This is a genomic window from Citrobacter sp. UYEF32, assembly GCF_040546205.1.
Taxonomy (GTDB): domain Bacteria; phylum Pseudomonadota; class Gammaproteobacteria; order Enterobacterales; family Enterobacteriaceae; genus Phytobacter; species Phytobacter diazotrophicus.
The window spans coordinates 421,797-444,531 of the sequence record NZ_JBEPNI010000003.1 but is presented as its reverse complement, the minus strand read 5'-3'; the positions used below and the strand labels follow the sequence as shown (position 1 = coordinate 444,531).

The following is a 22,735-nucleotide window of genomic DNA, read 5'->3' as shown; positions in this document are numbered from 1 at the left end:
CGACCCTCTCCCTCAAGGGAGAGGGAGAAAAGCAGGCCCGGCGCGAATCCTGTCACTCAGTGAGAGTGGGCTCGATCCAGTCCCCTCGCCCCTTTGGGGAGAGGGTTAGGGTGAGGGGAAAAGAACATAACTAACCAAAGCACTACAGGAGAAAACGAATGCGTAACCTGTTGATCAAAGGCGGAACCGTCGTCAACGCCGACCATCAGCGTCGTGCCGATGTGCTCTGTGTCGACGGCGTCATTGCGGCCGTCGGCGATGCATCCCAATGGGACATCCCCGCCACAACCGAAACCGTAGACGCGGGCGGGCTGTATGTCATGCCCGGCGGCATTGACCCGCACACCCATATGAATTTCCCGTTTATGGGCACCACTACGGTCGATGACTTCTACAGCGGCACCGCTGCCGCACTGGCGGGCGGCACAACCACTATCATCGATTTCGTCATCCCTAACCCACAGCAACCGCTGATGGACGCTTATCAGCAATGGCGCGGGTGGGCAGAAAAAGCGGCATCCGATTACAGCTTCCACGTCGCCATAACCTGGTGGGACGAAAGCGTACGCCAGGACATGGGCACGCTGGTCCAACAGGAAGGCGTTAACAGCTTCAAACACTTTATGGCCTACAAAAACGCCATCATGTGCGATGACGAAACCCTGATGAATAGCTTCCGCCGCTGCCTTGAACTGGGGGCGATGCCGACAGTGCACGCGGAAAACGGCGAGATGGTTTACCTGCTGCAACAAGAGATGCTCAAGCAAGGCATCACCGGGCCGGAAGCCCACCCCCTCTCCCGCCCGCCGGAAGTGGAAGGCGAAGCCGCCAACCGCGCCATCACGGTCGCCAGCATTATGGGGGTGCCAATTTACGTGGTACATGTCTCCTGCCGCGAATCCGCTGAAGCCATCGCCCGCGCGCGTGGTCGTGGGCAGCGCGTCTATGGCGAAGTTCTCGCCGGGCATTTAGTCATTGACGACAGCGTCTACCGCCATCCGGACTTTAGCTTTGCCGCCGCTCACGTCATGAGCCCGCCGTTTCGCGATAAATCCCACCAGTCAGCGCTGTGGCACGGCCTGCAATCCGGTCAGCTCCACACCACCGCCACCGACCACTGCACGTTTTGCGCCAACCAGAAAGCGGTGGGCCGCGATAATTTCACAAAAATTCCCAACGGCTGCGGCGGCGTGGAAGAACGAATGGCGGTCATCTGGGATGCGGGAGTCAACAGCGGACGCCTGACACCGAGCGAGTTCGTGGCGATTACCTCCGCCAATACCGCGCGCCTCTTCAATATTTATCCGCGTAAAGGCTGTGTGGCACAGGGTGCCGATGCAGACCTGGTGCTCTGGGACCCGGCGGGCAGCAAAACGCTCTCCGCCAGCACTCATCATTCGCGCAACGATTTTAATATTTTCGAAGGCCGCACGGTAACCGGCGTACCAGCTTTCACCATCAGCCAGGGCCAGTTGGTATGGGCTGATGGCGACCTGCGCGCCCGCGAAGGCGCGGGGCGCTATATCAAACGTCCGGCGTTCGGCCCGGATTTCAGCGCAGCGGCTGCATGGGAGCGCCAGCGCGCCCCGCAGGCCGTCGCCCGCTAATCACCTGACATTGAGGAAAGAATCATGAGCAGTGAAGTCATTTCACCAGATACGAACAGCATCGATATCAGTGACCTGCGGGTTGATGGCGAGCGTTTGTGGCAATCGTTAATGGACCTCGCGCAAATTGGCGCTACCCCCAAAGGCGGAGTCTGCCGCTTAACGCTGACCGACCTCGACCGTCAGGGTCGAGATTTGGTCGTCGGCTGGGGCAAAGCGGCTGGGTTGACGGTCGAAATAGATCAGATCGGTAATGTCTTCATGCGCCGCCCAGGCCGCAACAATGCTCTGAAGCCGATTGTCGCCGGTAGCCATATCGACACCCAGCCAACCGGGGGCAAGTTCGATGGCAACTTTGGCGTGCTCTCTGCGCTGGAGGTTATTCGAACCCTGAACGATCGCGGTATTGAAACCGAAGCGCCGGTAGAGATGGTTTTCTGGACTAACGAAGAAGGCTCACGCTTTGTGCCGGTCATGATGGGCTCCGGCGTCTTCGCGGGCATCTTCCCGCTGGAGACAGCCTATGCCGCAACCGACACCGAAGGAAAATCGGTGAAAGATGAGCTGTTCAAAATTGGTTATGCGGGCGACGTTGTACCGGGCGACCACCCTATCGGCGCCTATTTTGAAGCCCATATCGAGCAAGGCCCCATCCTTGAGGATCAGGACATCACCATCGGCGTGGTGCAGGCAGTGCTCGGTATTCGCTGGTATGACTGTACCGTCACGGGGATGGAGTCCCACGCCGGACCAACGCCCATGGCGATGCGCAAAGACGCCCTGCAAGTTGCCACACATATCATGCAGGAAGTAGTCAATATTGCCGGGCAATTTGCGCCTCACGGACGCGGGACCGTGGGCATGGTACAGGTGCATCCTAACAGCCGCAACGTCGTGCCCGGCAGTGTGAAATTCTCCATCGACTTTCGCAATATGACCGACGCCGAGGTGGACAAAATGGATGCGGCCTTAAAAGCCTACATTGCGCAGATTGAACAACAAACCGGGCTGAGCGTAGCGCTGCAACAGGTCTCCCACTACCCTGCCGCGCCTTTCCACCCGGATTGTAAAGAGGCCGTACGACGGGCAGCGCAAAAATTAGGCTACTCTTCTATGGATATTGTCTCAGGCGCCGGACATGACGCGGTGTATATGAGTATGCTCGCACCTGCTGGCATGATTTTTATTCCCTGCAAAGATGGCATCAGTCACAATGAGATAGAATATTCCGCGCCGGAACAGGTCACGGCCGGGGCAAATGTCTTGTTACACGCTATGCTGGAAAAAGCCGGAGTTGTCTCCCGGTCATAACCGGGTTCCCCTCATTAAAAACCCGGTTGCAGGCAATCGGGTTATTTTTTTAGCGAACTGAACATTTTTTCAGAAAACCGGTTCAATAATGCCCTGTAAACGTAGATGGGATTTGACTTAAGTCCCTAAGAAGTTTACAAAAGATACTGCCTTCTGTAAGACCCACATGCGTCTTTGCCATTTTCGTCCAGGCTTCCCTTTCATCGGTAAGAGAAAATGCTGGGGGATTAACCGGTTACATACCTGTTTAACCGGGTTTTGATATCTACAGGCATCTGTATGGAGTATCCAATGTTTTCTTTTGTCGCCCGCCAGGCGATTTTTGACGAAAATATGAACACAGTCGGTTATGAGCTGTTGTTCAGAGACAGCATGACGAACCGGTTTCCCGACGTTACTCCGGAATATGCCACTGCCCAAATTATCGTAGAACAATTTCTTGGTGCGCCGCTGGGCCGTCTCAAGGAATACAGCGCGATCTTCGTTAACTTCCCCTATGAACTGTTAATACAGGGCATGGCGGAGACCTTGCCCAAAGATCGCGTGATTGTGGAAATACTCGAAACGGCTGAACCCACGCCACGCCTGCTTAAGACCGTAAAACAGCTTTATCAGCACGGTTTTCGTATCGCCCTGGACGATTTCGAACTCGGCGATACATGGAACGATTTTCTGCCCTATGTCAGCATCATCAAATTTGATGTGCGCATGAGCACGCCGGAAGAGATCAAAGAGTACATTGAAAGCAAAGCCGAGCTGCTCAAGGGCACAGTCTTTCTGGCCGAGAAGGTTGAAACGCAGGAAGAGTATGAGTGCTACCGCAACCTCGGCTGCACCCTCTTTCAGGGGCACTTTTTCAGCAAGCCGGTCATTCACGCTAACAACAAGCTTATCCAGAATCAGTCCGTAACCTTAAAGCTGATGAAGGAAGTGAACACTGACTCACCGGACTTCGCCAGAATCGAAGCGCTGCTAAAACAGGACCTTGCGCTCTCTTTCAAGCTGATGCGTTATGCGCAGAACATCGTCTTCAACGCGCGCGGCATTAAAAACTTTCGCAGCCAGTCGCTCAAAGACATCATCTTTTATCTTGGCGCCAATGAGCTACGCCGGTTCGTGCTGGTGGCTTGCCTGACGTCGGTGAATGTCGGCAAGACCGATGAAATCTACCACCGCTGCCTGATTCGCGGAAAGTTCTGCGAGCTGGCTGCCGCCCGTTCCATCAGCCGTCATTCATCGGACGATGCCTTTATTGTGGGCCTGTTCTCGCAACTGGACGATATTTTCGAAATGCCGATGGCGGATTTGATTGGCCAGATTGACGTCTCGAGCAATGTAATGATGGCGCTTAAAGAGAAACGTGGCCCGCTCTATCCTTATCTGCACCTGGCGCAACTGTATGAAAACCATAAATGGGAAGATGTCAGCGCGCTGGGCCATCGGCTCGGCTTCAACCGCAGCGTGGTGGCTGAATTGATCACCACGGCAACACAGTGGGCAGATGATATCCCAACGGGAATTACCAGCTAACTTCCCCGGGTTTGTAAGCAGTTCGCATTGAAACATGTTTTACAAACCCACCTCTTTTCCACTCCCACAACGCTCGTTTCTATTTCATTAATAAATAGATGTACAACTTCTATTCACACTAATGGATCAAAAATGCTATTCACTCTGTTTTCGCTTCCTAATTATTACGGGAATCGCTATTCTTTACTGCCCCTGAAATATATTCAACACATCAATACATTGAATACCAATATAATCTCCATTTATTTACCCTATTTAATTATTAACGCAAACAAAACAATTCGAATTAAAATCCATTAATAGGCTAAAAAACAGGATAATTATTTTAGTATAAAAGGATGAAGATTTTGTGAGTTCAGACACGATTAAAATCAATCTCGCCATATAAAGCTTCACTTGTTACAAGATAAATAAAATTTTACACTAGAAAGAGTCAATAACTTAGTATTCCACCTTGATTCTATGGTTTAATGAAATAAAGTTGATTAACGAACGGAAAAATCAATAACATTCACCCCGTCAGCAACACAGAGAAGAATTATGATTAAGCAGGCAGGAGCGCCAGTCAGTCTTAATCAGCCCTTCCAGGATGAGAAGGAAGATTAAGGACAATGGTCAAACTCACAGTGTATGGATATCGTCTTGGCGAACGCAACGAAGTTGAGTTCCTGCCGTTTAAAAGATGTCTACTGCTCCCCGAAACACCGGGAAAAGCGGTTGAATACCTCAGACCAACCATGGCAAACCTGCTGGAGTACCTGTTGGCACATGCCGTTGGTGAAATTGTCCCGGATAAAACCCTGCAAATCCAGGTCTGGGAAAATAACGGGCTGAGCTGTTCCAGCCAGCGTTTGTGGCAGGTGATGCATAATCTGAAAAATAAATTGGCGCTGGTTGGTCTGCCGGATAACTTTATTATGCGTATTACCGGCAAAGGCTACATGATCGCTAACGAAATGGTGATGGAACTCTACTGTAAGCGCAGGCAGTTCTCTAAAAACGGCGCAGAGTATCCATTACAGCGTACAAAGACCTTTGAATCATCCATGAACAGAATGATTGAGTAGAAAACATCACAGCTTAAAATAAAACTATTACCCGAAAGTATCATCAATGATTAACTAATGGACAGGGTTAAATCAAAGGGAATATCGATGAAGAGCTTATTTTTAGCGCCGGTAGTCATAACAGCAATATCTTTGATAAACATTGCGAATGCCGCCACCAACGGTACGGTAAACTTTAGCGGTAAGCTCAACGATCAGACCTGCCAGGTTGTACTGAACAACGGAAGCAGTGCAAGCGGCATAGTGACATTACCAACAGTACCGAAAGAAAGTATTCCTAACAAGTATGATTCGACAGGTAAGACAGCGTTTACGTTAACATTATCTGGCTGCAAGGCCAGCTCAACTGAATTCGGCGTATTAGCCTATTTTCCGCCAACGGCGTATACAGATACAACAAATTCAGTTAATTATGGTGTCCTGAGAAATATTGAAACAGGCGCAACGGCGGCAGAGGGTGTCGCTCTTACAATAAATCAAATAATCGGGAGTAGCGAGAAGAGGATCAATGTGGGACTCCCCCTCACTAATCCAAACTATCGATACACCACCATTGCCGTCGGCACAACGTCAGCGACTCTAAGGTACAACGTAGCATATGTTAACGATACGACTGGGGCAATAAAAGCGGGTAAGGTTAAAGGCATAGCTGTTTACGAATTAGCGTATCAATAACCAGTAGAAAACGTATCTCTAATAATTAACTTACGGAATAGTAATATACCAAAGGGAATAGTGATGAAAAAATTACTTTTAGTGGCGTCTGTCACAGCAGCAATATCTCTGGTAAATACCGCCATTGCAGCTACCAGCGGTACGGTAAACTTTAACGGTAAACTCAACGACCAGACCTGTCAGGTTGTACTGAACAACAGTAGCAGTGCAAGCGGTACGGTGACATTGCCAACGGTGCCAAAAGAAAAGCTCGCCACGAGGTATGCTCAGGCTGGTAAGACACCGTTTACATTAAAGTTAACCGGCTGTAAGGCCAGCACAACATCATTTGGTGTATTGGCTTATTTCCCTAATAGTACATATATACAAACCACCTCTGCTTATGGCTTCCTGAAAAATATGGAAACCAGCTCAACGGCAGCCGATGGGGTTATGCTTACAATATATAAAAAAGACGGCACTACCGAGAAGCAGATCAATTTAGGAAAATCCATTACTGATTCCAGCTACCAATATACTACCGTTGCCGCCAATGCAACGTCTGCGACCCTTGAATACAACGTAAATTACATTAACTACCGTAGTACGGGCAGTTCTCCCGTAACAGCCGGTAAAGTCAAAGGTATCGCCATTTACGAATTAGCCTATCAATAACCAAAAGATAAAACGCATAACCGATGATCATTTAAAACGACAGGAACATATCGAAGAGAATATCGATGAAAAAATTACTTTTAGCGGCATCAGTCACTGCGGCAATATATCTGGTAAATGCTGCTAATGCAGCCACCAGCGGCACGGTAAATTTTAGCGGTAAACTCAACGACCAGACCTGCCAGGTTGCATTGAACAACAGTGGCAGTGCAAGCGGAACGGTAGAATTGCCCACAGTACCAAAAGAAAAACTGACTCCAGGAAGTGCAGCCGGTAAGACACCGTTTACATTAAAATTAACCGGTTGTAAAGCCAGCACAACAGCGTTTGGTGTAACTGCGTATTTTCCATCTAATCAATATTCAAGTGGAAACACAGGTACATTATTTAACCAAGAAGCAGGAGCAACAGCGGCCAGTTATGTCAATCTTCAGATACTTCAAAAAATTGGCGCGACCGAGACTGCGGTACAAATAGGAAAACCAGCCACTGATGCCAGTTACAAATACACCAGTGTGGCCGCCAATGCAACATCCGCGACATTGTACTATGCCGTACAGTATGTAAATACATATAGTGTCCCTGCAATAGCAGGTAAAGTTAAAGGCATCGCCATTTACGAATTAGCCTATCAATAACCAAAAGATAAAACGCATAACCGATGATCATTTAAAACGACAGGAACATATCGAAGAGGTTATCGATGAAAAAATTACTTTTAGTGGCATCAGTCACTGCGGCAATATCTCTGGTAAATGCCGGCAATGCCGCCACCAACGGTACGGTAAATTTTAGCGGCAAACTCAACGATCAGACCTGCCAGGTTACGCTGAATGATGGAAGCAGTGCGAGTGGTACTGTAACGCTTCGTACGGTATCTAAAACAGACCTGCCTAATCTTAATTCGACGGCGGGTAAAACCCCGTTTACGCTGAAATTAACCGGCTGTAAGGCCAGCACAACCGCATTTGGAGTAACAGCATATTTTCCTAATAATGAGAATATATACAATCAAAAACTGGTTAATAAGGAAACGGGGGCAACCGCTGCCACCGGCGTTAGCCTCCAGTTACTATACACACCAAATGGAACCGAAAAAACAATACCCTTAGGCTGGTCATTTGGTCAATATGATTATCAAACCATAGCTGCGAATACAACCTCAGCCACAATGAATTATGCCGTAAGATATATTAACACCGGTGGTTCTGGCTCAGTAAAATCCGGTAAAGTGACGGGTATTGCCATTTACGAGTTGTATTATAAATAATTTTTGCAGTACAAAACCATTCCATAAATACATAATTGGAAAGTAGGGAAAGCATTAGGTAGAAAAAGGATATCGCAGTTATTCATCCTGAAGTACTTAATAAGAAATTGATAATTACGCAGCGGTAATTATTGCTGATAATTATCATTCACAACGAGTAAGTTCATATCAAAGGGAATATTTATGAAAAAGATTCTGTTAGTCGCCTCTATTGCCTCCGCAATGTCTCTGGCGAATGTCGCAAATGCAGCAACTGGCGGTACCATTACCTTTACCGGTAAAGTCTCTGACCAGACCTGCCAGGTTGTACTGAATGGCGGCTCCAGTGCTACCGGCACCGTAACACTGCCAACTGTACCGAAAAGCGCGCTGGCTGCGACAAACAATACCGCTGGTCAAACTCCGTTCTCATTAGATCTGACCGGTTGTACTTCTGCCGCAACCGCGTTTGGCGTGACCGCGTACTTCCCGGATAACTCCACCAACATCGACACCACCACTTCAACGCTGAAAAACCTGGAAACAGGCGCAACAGCAGCAACCAACGTTGGCCTTGAACTGCTGCATGAGGCAGTAGCGGGCACTAAAACTGCAGTACCGTTGGGTAAAGCTATTAGCGATACTGGTTATAAATATACCTCCGTCCTTGCAAATTCCACTACGGCCAAGATGCAGTATCACGTGCAATACAAAAACAACGGTTCTGCAGCGGCGACAGCGGGTCTCGTGAAAGGTGTTGCCGTTTATGAGTTAGCTTACGAATAATTAAACACAGGGGGGGCTTCCCCCCTTTTTTCCAAAGGAACTGGATATGTCTTATTACGCCAAAATTATCTCCGTTGCACTAGGGGCAATATTGATGACGGGTCTCGGCAATATGGCCCTGGCCAGTATTGTGCTTGACGGCACCCGCGTAGTTTACCCAGCCGGAAAAAAAGAAGTCACGGTGACGGTATCCAATCAAAATAATAACCCGGTATTAATACAAAGCTGGATTGATAGCGGAAACCCGGATGATGCCGCCAGTCAAAACACCCCTTTTATTTTGACGCCGCCTATTAATCGCATTGACGCAGGTAAAGCGCAAACCTTGCGTATCAGTTACTTGGGCTCGGCGACAATGCCAACAGACCGCGAGTCTGTATTTTACTTAAACGTGCTGGAAGTCCCGGCAAAAGCTAAAGACATGGACGAGAAAAGTAAGCTTAATATTGCTTTTCGTTCACGTATAAAATTGTTCTACCGTCCGAATGATCTTCCTGGTTCAGCAGCGGACGCAATGGAAACGCTGCACTGGAAAATGAAAAGCGGCGGCGTAGAAGTGACCAATCCATCGAAATTCTACGTTTCCCTGGTCAATATTATATTTACCTCTGGCGGTAAAAAAATGGCCACCAAAGGCAAAATGATTGCGCCCGGCGCCACGGAGTTCCATGAAATTCAGGACAGCTCAATAACCAGTATCAATCAACTGAGTTATACCACGGTGAACGATTATGGCGGCTATAACGAATTTAAAGCCAAACCATAACACCCGCGACAAAAAATAATTAACGAAGAATGTTTTTATCACAAAAATAAAAATACATTCAGGGACGAAGACTTTTCGGGAGTTATTATGAAAATATCCACCGTACGCTATCATCCATTATTGTTTAAGGCTCGGTTATCGCCACTGGCTTTAATGTTAATGATGGCGTTTCCGGTCGGTATTGCGGAAGCGCAAGACGATAAACCCCGCGACTATGCACGACGCAACGTTGTGGAATTTGAATCCGACCTGTTACGTCTGGATAGCGGCAGTAAAGTCGATCTGAGCCGTTTCTCCTTTGGTTCCAGCGCCTCGCCCGGTATCTATCGGGTGAGTATCTTTATCAACGGCGCAGAAGCGGCCAATGAAGAGGTGGAATTCAAAGCCGACGACGACCGGCAAGTTTACCCGTGCCTGACACCGCGCCTGATTGAGCTTATCAACTTTAACGAAGACAATCTGCCGTCTGAAATGCGCCAGGCGCTCGCGACCCCGGCAACTTGCGCCAATCTGGAAAAAATTATTCCAGAGGCCAAGTTCGAATTTGACAGTAACAAGCAGGAGCTTTACATCGAGGTACCGCAGGTGTACGTCAACCGTATTGCCCGCGGTACGGTCAACCCGGAACTGTGGGATAGCGGCGTTCCGGCGCTCCTCTTCGGCTACTATGCAAACGCCTACGATTCAAAATACAGCAACGGTGGCAACAACCGTTCTGTCTATGCCTCGCTTAATGCCGGGTTAAATATCGGTGCCTGGTACTTCCGCCACAACGGCTCTTACAGTTGGCAGGATGGCATGGGCGGCGAATACCAGGTCTCCAATAGCTACTTACAGCGTGACATTAATGCTATTCGCGGCCGTGCGGTTGTTGGTGAATATAACACTACCGGGCAACTGTTCAGCTCATTGCCCTTCACAGGCGCGCAAATCGCCAGTGACGAACGTATGCTTCCGGAATCACAGCGCGGTTACGCACCGGATATTCGCGGTGTGGCCAAAACCAATGCCAAAGTCACCGTTAAACAGCTAGGCAATATTATCTATGAAACGACCGTCACCCCCGGTGCCTTCGTTATTAACGATCTCTACCCTGCAGGTTACGGCGGCGATCTGGAAGTCACCATACAGGAAGCCGACGGCAGCACTCAGCAATACACCATTGCCTACGCCTCTGTCGCTCAGTTGCTGCGCCCCGGCTCCCAGCGCTATAGCGTCACTGCGGGCAAATTGCGCAACGCTGGCGTCTCTGATGACCCCATGTTCTATGAAGCCACCTATACGCGCGGCCTGACGAATATTTTCACTGGCTATACCGGGGCACAAGTAAGCGAGCATTATCAGGCTTATCAGCTTGGGCTGGCGACAGGCAGCATAGCGGGGGCCATCAGCGTTGATGCCACCCATGCTATCAGCCAGTTGGGTAACCGGGCTGGCGGCAAGAAAACCGGCCAGAGCTACCGTATTAGCTACAGCAAACTGTTCAGTGAAACCAACAGTAACGTAACCCTTGCCGCCTACCGCTACTCAACGGCAGGCTATATGGAACTTTTAACCGCCTTACAAACCCGCGAAGTGGTGGCAAACGGCTACGATCCCAATAGCATCTGGCGCTCGAAAAACCGTTTTAACGTGAGCTTTAACCAGGGATTACCCGAAAAATGGGGCAGCCTGTTCGTCAGTGCCACGCTGGAAAACTATTGGAACAGTGACAAGAAGGGCTATAACAAACAGTACCAGATAGGCTACTCCAATAACTGGAAGCGGATGAATTACAGCATCAACGTTGGTCGCAGTAAAACCAACGACGGACGTGATCAGACATCCTGGTACTTTAACGTCTCTTTCCCTCTCTGGGAAAGCTGGGAAACGCAGGCGCCTTATTTCAGCCTGAACTACAACCAGGATAACAATGGCGGCAAGTCTGAGCAGGCCATGTTGTCTGGCTCTATGGGCAAAGACGGCAAATATAACTATAACCTTACCGCCTCACACGACCAGGGCGGCACATCAGGTAACATCAGCGGCGGTATGACAGGCAGCATAGCGACGGTGAATGGTGGTTATAGCACAGGCAGTGGTTACCACAGTATGTCGCTGGGTTTATCTGGCGCTCTGGTAGCACACTCCGGCGGGGTGACCTTTACCCCTTATAACAGTGACACCTATGCGCTGGTGGAAGCGAAAAACGCGAAAGGCGCCAAACTTAGCGGTTACGCAGGTACTAGCGTCGACAGCTTCGGTTATGCCCTCTTCCCGTCGTTGTCTGCGTATCAGATGAACCAGGTCGCCATTGACCCGGAAGGTTCGTCACTGGACGTAGAATTTGATAATACGGCGCAACGAATCGCGCCGCGTGCGGGCGCTGTAGTGAAAGTGAAATTCAACACCAACAAAGGGACACCGGTACTGATTGCCACCTCTTTTGGCGGCGAAAACTTACCTTTCGGGGCAGAGGTTCTTGATGAAAACAATACCTCTATCGGGGTCGTAAACCAGACCGGGGCAATCTATGCCCGCGTCAAGGAAGACAAAGGCACGCTGTTGGTCAAATGGGGCAATAGCACCGATGCAAGCTGTAAAGTGAACTATATGCTGGCGCCAACGAAGAGCGATGCCCAGACCAGCCATATCCAGCAGTTCACCAGTCCATGTCTGCCGGTGCAAGGCCCGATAACTAAAGATCCAAACACCGAACTGGCCAGCGCTCAGTAAACGAAAGCGCAGCAAACGGTTTTCGTCAAAGCATCCATAGTTGCCGCTATGGATGCTTTTCTTTTATTAACAATAAGTTATATATGCTTTCAACAACACCGCACTATATATAACTTCACGTTATATTAATAGATGAAAATTAACTGCATTTTTATAGTGTTCCCATTTGTAAAGATACCCTTCCCTGTCTACTTTTATCTGGCAAAACGAAACACTCCCGCCATCATCGGGAAAGTAATCAGCCTCTTTTTGACAGGTGCATTTGTTGATGAGCGTTCATGAAATGGATATTGAATCCCCCGCAGCCCCGCATCTGGACACTAACGATACCGGGCAGCAGATTATTGCCGGGATCCGTACAGCGCTATTGGCCCGTAAATCCATGGCCACAAATAAGGACATTATTCTGGAGTTGCTGGTCAGGCTGGAAACCGAAAAAGATATGGCAAAACTGGAAATTTACCGAAGTGCACTCGAACGCGTAGTGCATGCCACACCGGATGATATCTAAGCTCTGCGTCTCGTTTCCTCCACCTGCGGGTGGAGGTTTTTTCTACACTATTCCGGGTCTGACCACTCCCCTTTTCCCGCAACACGCAGAAGCCACACTTTTTATAAGAGATTAGTGCTCATCATCATTATCCATGAAAAATATTTATACATATGGCTTTTATAATCACGCTAATTATTTTTAAGAGGCTTTTGTAACGAATGGCCATATGGTCTCCCCTTCTGAAGCCATGGATTTATCTTCAGAAGGGGTATTTTTTGAACCGTTGATCGGTATCGACTCACCCTGCATGTGTCTCCGCAGCAACAACCCGATTACGTCCCTGCTTTTTCGCCGCGTACAGCGCAGTATCGGCTTTACCGATCAGCGCGCTGGCAATCATATGTTGCGGCTTGTCCTCAGAAAAGATGCTCTCACAATCGAGCGTTGCCACACCAATGCTGATCGTTAAGAAACCCATCGGGCTTGCGGCATGCGGCAATTTCAGCGCGTTGATTTGCTTACGCAGACGCTCGGCAATCGATAACGCAGCCGATTTATTGGTATCCGGTAATATCACCAGAAACTCTTCCCCACCATAGCGGCTGACATTGGCATCCGGGTGAACCAGGGAAGTAACCAGCGCCTTCGCCACGATTTGCAGGCATTCATCGCCCGCCTGATGTCCCTGGCTGTCGTTATAGAGTTTAAAAAAGTCGATATCCACCAGACAGATCGAGAGCGGAAAGTGGCCGTGATAAGAACGTGTGACTTCCGTCAGCAGGCACTCATCCATATACCGGCGATTAAACAAGCCGGTCAGGTGATCATGCTGAGCATGCCGCTGTAACACCAGGTTCGCGCCCGCCAGTTTTTGTTCAGCCTGACGACGCGCGGTGATATCCACCCAGGTAATCGACAGCCCCACAACATTACTGCTCGCATCTGTCACAGCAATAGATTGCGCATCGTAGCAGCGGTCATGCCAGATCATTTCACGACGGGGAATGGCCTCGCCCATGTCTGCCAGCGCAAAATCTTCCTCGAAAAGATGCCAGAACTCTGGCATATGCTCGGAAAGATAGCTCTCCGCAAGCTCATGCCCGTCATTATGCAGCAGATGGTTCATCGCTTTATTCGACATCACCAGGCGGCCATGACGGTCAATCATACACAGCGCCACGGGGGTGGTGTCGTAGATAGTTTCCAGTTGCAGTACGCGCTCGCCAAGGGTCGAGATATTACGATCCACACCCCGATAGCCGCGTAATTCACCGTTTTCATCAAAAAGGGGAACGCCGCTGGTTTCCAGTACCACAATGCGCCCATCGGCACGCTGGTTACGATTCACCAGACCTGAAAAAGCCCTTTTCTCTTGCACGATCTCCATAAAAGCGCGTCCAACGCGTTCGGCCTCGCCGGGGGGCATAAAATCGAATGGCGTCTTACCAATGACTTCACTCGGGGGATAACCGAGCAAGCTGGTGACCACATCGGAGGCCCAGGTATAACGTCCTTGCGCATCCACTTCCCATACCCAATCCGAATTTTGATTCAATAAATCATACAGATGCTGTACATCCACATCCTGGAGAGGCGACGGCTTTTTTTTATCGTTCATGAATGTTATCCGCATGTCCAAAAACCGCCCGGACAGCAAGGGCAAAGTGGTGTTGACGCCTGACTACACGTTTCAGCGAAGCGCTAAACTCACTATCATTGATACAGTAAATGTTAACGTTTTACTAATTCGCTGTAACGATAACAACGCAGAAAAAACTGAAACGGGCCCGGTCGCTAGCGAGATCTATGAAGCACCCGGTAAAGATTTTTCACTCACGATCAATGGATGCGCCTGCGAGGGGCTGTTTGCCCCTCTCTTTATTTCTTCGGTTTCTGCGAAACATTTCGCCCCGCCCCGCTTTCAAGGCGCGTCATGTCATACAGCCCAACCGCCGTAATAAGCGCAATCATCACAAACCCCAGCTTAAAGGCCATCCCCTGAATATCGCCATACCCCAGATTGTCGGTGATGAGCGCGCCTGCGCGAATACTCAGCGCCCCCAGCGTTACCCCCAGGCCGTTAGCCAGTTGCAACGAGGTACTAAAAAGGGTGTTCGCGGAGCTCATCTCTGCCGCCGGTACCTCGGCAAATGCCAGCGAACTGATGCCGGTAAACTGCATTGAGCGGCTCAACCCACCGATAAACAACAGCGCGAGGGTAAGCATCTGCGGTGAATTTGGCGCTAAAAAAGCGCAGAAAAACAGCGACAACACGCAGACAACACCGTTGCCAATCAACAGCTTTTTAAAACCGAAACGGTGAATCAGCGGCGTCGTGGCAGGCTTCATCGCCAGGTTACCGGCAAAGACCGCCAGCACCAGCGACCCGGCCTCAAACGCGCTCATCCCGAAGCCCACCTGAAACATCAGGGGCAACATAAAGGGCGCGGAACTGATAGTGGCGCGGAGAATAAACCCGCCGCGCATCGTAACGCGGAAAGAGTGTACCGACAGCGAACTCAGGCCAATCAGCGGCGCAGGCGCACGGCGCAAGTGATGAATACTCCACACCAGCGCCAGCAGACCAACGGCGAGCGTCGCCCCGGCGCTAACCATACTCATATGCTGCTGGCTCAACATCTCAAGCCCCGCCACCAGACACAGCATGGTCAGCCCTGTGGCGATAAAACCCACTACATCGAACGGACGTTTTTCATCAGCCGATAGTCCCGGCATCATTTTCAAGGCCAGAACGATAGCCACCAGCCCCAGCGGCACATTGAGGAAAAAGATCCAGTGCCAGCTCGCATAGGTGGTAATAAAGCCCCCCAGCGGCGGACCAATAATCGGCGCGACCAGCGCAGGCCAGGTCAAAGTGGCGATGGCTTTAATCAACTGTTCTTTCGGCGTGGTACGCAAAACAACGAGACGCCCTACCGGCACCATCATTGCGCCCCCCACCCCTTGCAGGATGCGCATCAGCACAAACCCGGTGACGTTATTTGTCAGGCCGCAAAGCAAAGATGCCACGGTAAAAATCAGCAGCGCCAGGCTAAAAACCGTCCGTGCGCCAAAGCGTTCCGCCACCCAGCCGCTGGCCGGAATCAGCATCGCCAGCGTCAACAAATAGGCGCTAATACCGATATTCAAATCGATAGCGGAAACACCAAAGGCTTTCGCCATGTCCGGCAGGGCAGTCGCAATCACCGTGCCATCAAGAAACTCCATAAAAAACGCGCTGGCGACCAGCAATGCCAACCCGGAAATCCGCCCGGAACGGGTCACTTTTTCCCGTGGCGTTTGCGTCTGGGTTGTCTCAGACGAGGCCATAACGTGTCCTCAACATGGATAACCTCTACTGTCTGGCAGAGGTCTGACAAGAATAGAAAGTTGTTATACCAAAAATGCAAACCGTCCGATAACCCAATTTATTGTTGATTGTCCGCAGATTGATATTTTGCAATTTATCGCTCTCCGTCTTCGTCGATTTCCTCTGGCGCAAGCTGACAAAAATGTCAGTAAAATGTCAGCCAGGTGTTGGCAATAACGCGATAAAATCCCCAGCATCATCACATTTGTCCTTTGCGACAAAGGAAGAGCACAATGCGACTTCTGCTGGTCGAAGACGAGGAAAAAACCTCGTCATATATTTATCGTGCGCTCAGCGAGCTGGGTTTTACCGTTGACGTCGCCGCCAGCGGTACAGAAGGTTTGCACCTGGCGGTTGAATTTGACTATGACGCCATCATTCTCGACGTCATGCTGCCAGGTCTTGACGGTTACAGCGTGCTAAAAGGGTTACGTGCCAGTAAAAACACACCGGTGCTGATGCTTTCTGCCCGTGGCTCCGTCGATGAACGGGTTAAAGGGCTGCGTCAGGGGGCAGACGATTATCTTCCCAAACCGTTTTCCCTGATTGAACTGGTCGCCCGTATTCAGGCCTTGTTGCGCCGCCGATCCAGTGATGGCGCTGACACCACGCAGTTGCAGATCCATGATTTACATCTCGACCTGCTCGCCCGTCGCGTCTCACGCGCCGGAGACCGTCTTGAGCTGACAGCCAAAGAGTTTGCCCTATTAAGCCTGCTCGCCCGCCATAAAGGTGAAATCCTCTCCAAAATGATGATTGCGGAACAGGTGTGGGATATGAATTTTGACAGCGATGCCAACGTTGTGGAGGTGGCGATTAAACGCCTGCGGGCCAAAGTGGACGCCCCCTACCCCGTAAAACTGCTGCATACCGTCCGGGGCATGGGATATGTCCTTGAAACCCGGCCCGAGAGCCCCGCTAAATAGAGTCAGTCTATGCTCAAACGTTCGATTTCAGGACGCCTTGCATTAATGTTTGCCCTCGCCTCCGTGCTTATCGTCTCGGCGATCGGTTTTCTGCTGCGCAGCACTCTGCATGAATCCTTACAAAAACAGATGCACAACGAGCTGCTTTTCAGGGAATCGCTGATGGAGCCGTGGCTGCTATCGCGCACCACGCTGCACAGTTGGCAAATGCTCGCCACCAAACTCGCCGATATGACCACGGCGGAAGGCGGACGCGTACAGTACTGGGTTCTCAGCGATGATCCCCGCTTTCAGGTGGGCGGCGAGCCACCGCAAGGGGTCAACTGGACGACACTCGCCGACGGATTTAGCGAAGCGCCGGGCGCCACGAAAGAGTCCTGTTCGCTCTTTATCCTGATCAAATTAATTCCGGCGCGGGGGGAACGTCCGGCGATCCGCTACGTGATTGCCATCGATTCCACGCCTTATATGGGCACGCTGGAAGAGTTCACCCGCACGCTGCTGCTGATCACCGCCCTTGGGGTGATACTGGTTGCCGTATTAGGTTTTATGATTGCACGGTTTGGAATGCGCCCGGTGAATACAATGAGCGAGCAGGCGCACAAACTTGCCCCCGGCGATCACGGACAGCGCCTCGACACCACAACCCTGCCGGATGAACTGCAAACGCTGGCGGAAGCATTCAACGGTGTGCTGGAACGCCAGGAAGTGGCCTGGCGGCAACTGGAAAGTTTCAACGCTGACGTCGCCCACGAGCTGCGCACACCGCTGACTAACCTGATAGGCCAGACACAACTGGGATTATCCCGCGAACGTTCCGTCAGTGATCTGGAAGATTTACTGGAATCCAATCTGGAAGAACTGGCGCGTATGACCTCGATTGTCAATGACATGCTCTTTCTCTCACATGCCCAGGCCGGGGAACATGCCACCCAGCTTACCGAGGTATCGCTGCGCGAGGAGGCGTGGAAAACCGCCGAATATGTCGAACCCTCCTTTGCCGAGAAGAACCTCACTATCAACGTGGAAGGCGATATCATTGCCTGTATCGACCGTCGGCTGTTCCACCGTTCACTGGCAAACCTGCTGGAAAACGGGGCTCGCCATGCAAAACCGAATACCACGGTCACCGTTTCCATTCGCCAGCGGCATGAGCATGCGATCATAGCCGTCGCCAACGTGGGTGAACCGATCGCCGCAGAACATCTGGATCGCCTGTTTGAGCGTTTTTATCGTATCGACTCGTCCCGCACGCGTAGCGATACGCATCATGGTCTGGGTTTATCCATTGTTCGTGCGGTCGCATTGATGCACCGTGGCGATGTGTTTGTTCGGAGTGAAAACGGCAGCAATACTTTTGGTCTGTCACTGGCAATCGGTAAAACAGATACTGTTGCGCCAGGTGACAAACCGGCGCTTGATGAGCAGACACAGTTCAAAAACGCCTGAACAGAAAAGCAAACAGGAGGCTAAGCCTCCTGTTTTTCGACTTATTTGTAGATAACCGCCACGCCGTGCATCTGGTTTTCGCCCCCGGCCGCCACGATGCGATACGAGCTTGCTCCCGCCGCTTCGGCTTTTTGCGCCAGCTCCTCATGCAAACCAGACAGCGTTGTCGTGCCCGATGCCGAGACCGAACCCATTTTTTGCAGACCGCTACCAGACTCTACAGGGACCGCCGCCAGCGCACCGGCGGAAAACAGGCCAACTATCATTGCGGTCATAATGCCTTTCGTCATCTTCATGTTTCCACCTCGCAAAGAGAATAGTCAGGAATATCCGCTGACATGAATGATTTTAGAAAGGCTGGCTGTCAATTCACTGACGCCAAAATAACAGATGCGTCAGATAACAAAAATATACATTTATTTTAATTTATCCTTTAAATATTCTTATTATCAGGGTTTGTTCGCACCTCTGAAATACGACAAATATAAGAATGGTTCGTCAGTATTTTCAGCATTTATTCATCGATCACCCGCCAGGGCTTGCCACCCGCCGCGTTGTTCACAAACCTGACAGGAATGTCATTTTCACGTCACGCTAACGACAGCCACGCTGATTTAAACTCAGCTTCCTGGGTAATACGTCGGGCAATTATGTTGCGCTTTTTCTTGCTGTTCAAAGAGACGACGCGCATTCATATTTAGCAAAGAGGGGCATATATTATGGCCATGCAAAAATCGGTTATCCTCGATATTCAGACATGGATTGATAATAATATTGACAAACCTTTACGGATTAATGATGTTGCCCACCGGGCAGGTTATTCCAAATGGCATTTACAGCGCCTCTTTCATCAGATTATTGATATTCCTTTAGGTGTGTATATTCGCAACAAAAAGCTGGAAGGCGCCGCCCACGACCTGAGCGTGACAAAGGAGTCGATCATCACCATCTCCACCCGCTACGGCTTCGACTCCCAGCAAACTTTTACCCGGGTTTTTACCCGCAAATACAGTATGCCGCCGGGCGCATGGCGTCGCTATCATCAATCGGGTGAGGAGTAGGTCCCTCACCCGCTATCGCGCCCGGATAAGGCGTTTACGCCACTATCCGGCCGCCCCCTGTATGGCCAAAGCTACACGGCTACGGTACGGAACACGCTCATCAGCGTGACCAGATGCTGCGCCTGATCGCGCAGATCTTCCGCCGCCGTACTTGACGCCCCCACCAGCGCCGCGTTTTGCTGCGTCACTTTATCCAGTTGGGTAATCGCTTCATTCACCTGTCCGACACCTGATTCCTGCTCACGCGTCGTCACGCCAATCTCGTCGATCATCCCCGCCACATGGTGCGACTGCCGCACCAGTTCGCCAATGGTCGCGCCCGCGTGATTCACCAGCGCCGTGCCATTATCCACACGCTCGATGCTATCCATAATCAGGGCCTTTATCTCTTTTGCCGCAGACGCCGACCGCTGGGCCAGCGAACGCACCTCGCCCGCCACCACCGCGAAACCCCGGCCCTGTTCCCCAGCACGCGCCGCCTCTACCGCGGCGTTCAGGGCGAGGATATTGGTCTGGAAGGTAATGCTGTCAATCACCGCAATGATCTCACTGATTTTGCGGGAACTTTGGCTGATCTCATCCATCGTACGCACGATATTCTCAATCGCCTCGCCCCCTTTTGCGGCAATTTCGCTGGCCGTTGCCGCCTGCTGATTGGTGACCCGCACCGTATCGGCATTCTGGCGAATCGCCTGGCCGATTTGTTCCATGGATGCGGCCGTCTGCTGCAAACTGGCCGCCTGCTGTTCGGTACGCTGGCTCAGGTCAGTACTGCCCTCCGCCACACCATTTGCCCCCGCCGAGATCGACTCACTGCTTTCCCGCACCTGGTTGACTATACCGCTCAGGCTTTGTCGCATCTCATCCATCCCTGCCAGCAAACTGGTGCTGTCATCAGGGGCAAGCATGATCCGGGTGGCCAGATTTCCCTGCGCAATTTCATGGACGACCTGCAGCGCATAAGCGGGTTCTCCCCCCAGTTGTCGCTTGATGTAGCGCGTGAAAAGCCAGGCAATGGCGATCCCAAGTAATGCCGCCACCGCAGCAATCATCAGCAGGGCGTCGCCAGCGGAGCGGGCGCTTGCGGTGGAGGCCGCCGCCGCTGAGGTCGTGCTGGCCTGCTGGGTCTGGATCATCGCGGAAATCTCTTCAAACAGGCGAATCTGTAACGGCTGCATCTTTTCGACCGCCAGCGACTGGGCATCCAGCATCTGGCCATTCTTCGCTAGCCCCACGGTCTGGCGCACAACATTCACGTACTCCACCTGTGTGGCTTTAAAATTGTTCAGCATGTTCTGTGCGTCAGTATCCTGCACATTCGCCTGCAACTGCGCCACCAGTTCGTCGTTGCGTTTAATCGACAGTTCGGTCAGTTTTTCCTCTTCCATCTGGCTCTTTTCATCATCCTGAAACACCATGATGAATGTCGCCTTGGTGGCGTTATTGAGATTGTCTTTTAATGCCTGCATCGACAGCAGATTAGTCAGATGGTACTTCTCGTAGAACTCAATATGTTGACTGGTGTTATTCAATTCAGCACGACCAAAAATCGCCACCAACAGACCGATAGCAATAATCGCGGCAAAGCCGGTGCCCAGTAGCGTACCCAGAGAGAAATGTCTTTTTACTCGCATATATCCCTCGATAAATGAATTCCGAAACCCCTTAACGGCGAAAACACACTCGTATCAGCCCCGAGAAGACAACTGCAAGCGCACGAATGCGTAATAGCGAACAGGGTTAATATACGTAGCGTAAAAAACCGGGGAAAATATGAAATAGCGATGGTTTGACCAGGTGGACAGGTTGCGCCAGAGCAGACACGATGAAATGCGTCATGCACAGAAAGAGGTACAGTCAGTATATTAAAAACTTATTTTTCATAAAGTTACAATAAATCAACTAAACGATAACATCAGCAACTCATGACGACATTGCTCGCTCATCCCTGAGCCCTTTTGCACGCCCTATTTGAAGATTTCTCAATAACTCATTAATCAACCAACTCCTCCATACGATCGATGGCAAATTTTAATATTTTCTCTGCATCAATGGCGGCATACGGATAGCCGGCAATAACCTCAATATGCTGACCTTCTTTAATCGCTTTTTTCAGTTCTTCTTTTTTATATTGAATATGCGGTGCCACCAGGAAACAATCAAAGGCAGGCGCCACACTGGCAAATGCCTCAGCCCCTATTCCGCTAATTTGAATCTGATACCGGTTTGCATCTGCAACATCCTGCATTTTTTTGGCCAGCGTTACCGCCGTGTTACCAAACAGGCAACATATTAATAACCTTTTCATGGTAGTGCCCTCCTGGAAGTTACCGATACGCTATGCCTGCCCTGGCTTAAAAAATGCGCCCTGCATCATGTTTACGAATATATTTGATTAACATTTAATCAATATGAGCAAATTCTCCGCATAAACACCTCTCCTCCTCCAGGTCGATCAGCGGTAACATCTGAGATGAGAATAAGATACACTTCCGATTTATAAACCGTATGATGGCCGTTTTTATACGCGCGTAGCGCCATCCTGGGGTCAGGCGGGGAAGCCCGCAGCATAGAAAGTGGAAAAGGCTCTCGCCGTAGCAGCGAAATAGTGCATCTGGTTAGCAGCCGTCGCCGGATGGATATTCATCATTACCTGCGGGCTGCACAGAACAATAAGGAGATTGACATGCTGGAAAAATTGCGTACCCGTGAGGGTAAAAAATTCCTTATCGCCGTCGCGATTGTTTTTGTGGTCGCCGTGTCGGTTATCTCAGAAGCCGCCTTCCAGGGCGTGGTGGATCAGTACAATTTGCCGATGGACGAGTGGTCGGTGTCGATGTTTGTGATTCAGGGCGCGTGGGTGTTTATCTACAGCCTGATGTTTACCATCATCGGTTCGCTGCCCTTCGCGTTTTGGTTCCTTGGACCAAAGGATGATCGCGGTTAGGTTCGGTGCTGGTTTCCCCGGATGGCGGCGTAAACGCCTTATCAGGGCTACCAAACATTCAGGCCGCACGAAATAGCCCCCTCTCCCTGTGGGAGAGGGCCGGAGTGAGGGCATCAGACCGCACAACAA

Annotated in this window: 21 protein-coding genes; 16 read left to right on the top strand and 5 right to left on the bottom strand. The window is 50.7% G+C overall.

Features of this window, described 5'->3' with window-relative positions:
- Positions 1-158: 158 nt before the first annotated feature.
- From hydA to ABIB59_RS10300, 12 genes are all read left to right on the top strand, one after another.
- Entirely contained in the window at positions 159-1,607 is a 1,449-nt protein-coding gene (gene hydA, locus ABIB59_RS10355; RefSeq protein ID WP_354035322.1) for a dihydropyrimidinase, read from the top strand.
- 24 nt (positions 1,608-1,631) lie between these two features.
- On the top strand, positions 1,632-2,918 hold the full coding sequence (locus tag ABIB59_RS10350) for a Zn-dependent hydrolase (RefSeq protein WP_334749389.1): 1,287 nt from the start codon (positions 1,632-1,634) through the stop codon (positions 2,916-2,918).
- A gap of 291 nt (positions 2,919-3,209) precedes the next feature.
- A complete protein-coding gene (locus ABIB59_RS10345; protein WP_041852254.1) occupies positions 3,210-4,448 on the top strand; it encodes an EAL and HDOD domain-containing protein in 1,239 nt (412 codons plus the stop codon).
- Between the two features lie 611 nt (positions 4,449-5,059).
- Positions 5,060-5,515, top strand: a complete 456-nt coding sequence (locus ABIB59_RS10340; protein WP_165159024.1) for a winged helix-turn-helix domain-containing protein — start codon at positions 5,060-5,062, stop codon at positions 5,513-5,515.
- Between the two features lie 87 nt (positions 5,516-5,602).
- Positions 5,603-6,190 (top strand): fimbrial protein, encoded by a 588-nt coding sequence (locus tag ABIB59_RS10335; RefSeq protein ID WP_165159025.1) that lies wholly within the window; start codon positions 5,603-5,605, stop codon positions 6,188-6,190.
- A 63-nt stretch (positions 6,191-6,253) separates the two neighbouring features.
- Entirely contained in the window at positions 6,254-6,844 is a 591-nt protein-coding gene (locus ABIB59_RS10330) for a fimbrial protein (RefSeq protein ID WP_354035319.1), read from the top strand.
- Between the two features lie 65 nt (positions 6,845-6,909).
- Complete coding sequence (locus ABIB59_RS10325) at positions 6,910-7,482, top strand: fimbrial protein (protein WP_354035318.1); 573 nt, start codon at positions 6,910-6,912, stop codon at positions 7,480-7,482.
- A 65-nt stretch (positions 7,483-7,547) separates the two neighbouring features.
- Positions 7,548-8,114 (top strand): fimbrial protein, encoded by a 567-nt coding sequence (locus tag ABIB59_RS10320; protein ID WP_165159027.1) that lies wholly within the window; start codon positions 7,548-7,550, stop codon positions 8,112-8,114.
- A gap of 183 nt (positions 8,115-8,297) precedes the next feature.
- The gene (locus ABIB59_RS10315; protein ID WP_354035316.1) at positions 8,298-8,879 is read left to right on the top strand and encodes a fimbrial protein; all 582 of its coding nucleotides are present in this window, start codon (positions 8,298-8,300) and stop codon (positions 8,877-8,879) included.
- A 46-nt stretch (positions 8,880-8,925) separates the two neighbouring features.
- On the top strand, positions 8,926-9,645 hold the full coding sequence (locus ABIB59_RS10310) for a fimbrial biogenesis chaperone (protein ID WP_354035314.1): 720 nt from the start codon (positions 8,926-8,928) through the stop codon (positions 9,643-9,645).
- Between the two features lie 87 nt (positions 9,646-9,732).
- Complete coding sequence (locus tag ABIB59_RS10305; protein ID WP_354035312.1) at positions 9,733-12,360, top strand: fimbria/pilus outer membrane usher protein; 2,628 nt, start codon at positions 9,733-9,735, stop codon at positions 12,358-12,360.
- A 268-nt stretch (positions 12,361-12,628) separates the two neighbouring features.
- Positions 12,629-12,871 carry a biofilm development regulator YmgB/AriR family protein gene (locus ABIB59_RS10300; RefSeq protein WP_041852260.1) on the top strand — a complete coding sequence of 81 codons (243 nt, stop codon included), beginning with the start codon at positions 12,629-12,631 and terminating at the stop codon, positions 12,869-12,871.
- 280 nt (positions 12,872-13,151) lie between these two features.
- Here ABIB59_RS10300 and ABIB59_RS10295 read toward each other — a convergent pair whose 3' ends face one another.
- A complete protein-coding gene (locus ABIB59_RS10295) occupies positions 13,152-14,471 on the bottom strand; it encodes a sensor domain-containing diguanylate cyclase (RefSeq protein ID WP_071193948.1) in 1,320 nt (439 codons plus the stop codon).
- Between the two features lie 260 nt (positions 14,472-14,731).
- Complete coding sequence (locus ABIB59_RS10290) at positions 14,732-16,183, bottom strand: MFS transporter (protein ID WP_317078129.1); 1,452 nt, start codon at positions 16,181-16,183, stop codon at positions 14,732-14,734.
- A 273-nt stretch (positions 16,184-16,456) separates the two neighbouring features.
- Here ABIB59_RS10290 and ABIB59_RS10285 point away from each other — a divergent pair, with 273 nt between their 5' ends.
- Entirely contained in the window at positions 16,457-17,149 is a 693-nt protein-coding gene (locus tag ABIB59_RS10285) for a heavy metal response regulator transcription factor (RefSeq protein ID WP_041852263.1), read from the top strand.
- 9 nt (positions 17,150-17,158) lie between these two features.
- A complete protein-coding gene (locus ABIB59_RS10280) occupies positions 17,159-18,598 on the top strand; it encodes a heavy metal sensor histidine kinase (RefSeq protein WP_354035309.1) in 1,440 nt (479 codons plus the stop codon).
- 41 nt (positions 18,599-18,639) lie between these two features.
- Here ABIB59_RS10280 and ABIB59_RS10275 read toward each other — a convergent pair whose 3' ends face one another.
- Positions 18,640-18,894, bottom strand: a complete 255-nt coding sequence (locus ABIB59_RS10275) for a YdgH/BhsA/McbA family protein (RefSeq protein WP_354035307.1) — start codon at positions 18,892-18,894, stop codon at positions 18,640-18,642.
- Positions 18,895-19,317: 423 nt separating this feature from the next.
- Here ABIB59_RS10275 and ABIB59_RS10270 point away from each other — a divergent pair, with 423 nt between their 5' ends.
- On the top strand, positions 19,318-19,659 hold the full coding sequence (locus tag ABIB59_RS10270) for a helix-turn-helix domain-containing protein (RefSeq protein ID WP_041852265.1): 342 nt from the start codon (positions 19,318-19,320) through the stop codon (positions 19,657-19,659).
- A gap of 71 nt (positions 19,660-19,730) precedes the next feature.
- On the opposite strand, the gene ABIB59_RS10265 is transcribed toward ABIB59_RS10270, so the two are convergent.
- Together ABIB59_RS10265 and ABIB59_RS10260 are read right to left on the bottom strand one after the other, a co-directional pair.
- A complete protein-coding gene (locus ABIB59_RS10265; RefSeq protein ID WP_354035305.1) occupies positions 19,731-21,293 on the bottom strand; it encodes a methyl-accepting chemotaxis protein in 1,563 nt (520 codons plus the stop codon).
- 359 nt (positions 21,294-21,652) lie between these two features.
- On the bottom strand, positions 21,653-21,967 hold the full coding sequence (locus tag ABIB59_RS10260; RefSeq protein WP_041852266.1) for a PTS sugar transporter subunit IIB: 315 nt from the start codon (positions 21,965-21,967) through the stop codon (positions 21,653-21,655).
- A gap of 378 nt (positions 21,968-22,345) precedes the next feature.
- Here ABIB59_RS10260 and ABIB59_RS10255 point away from each other — a divergent pair, with 378 nt between their 5' ends.
- Complete coding sequence (locus ABIB59_RS10255; RefSeq protein ID WP_354035303.1) at positions 22,346-22,606, top strand: DUF2534 family protein; 261 nt, start codon at positions 22,346-22,348, stop codon at positions 22,604-22,606.
- Positions 22,607-22,735 lie beyond the last annotated feature (129 nt).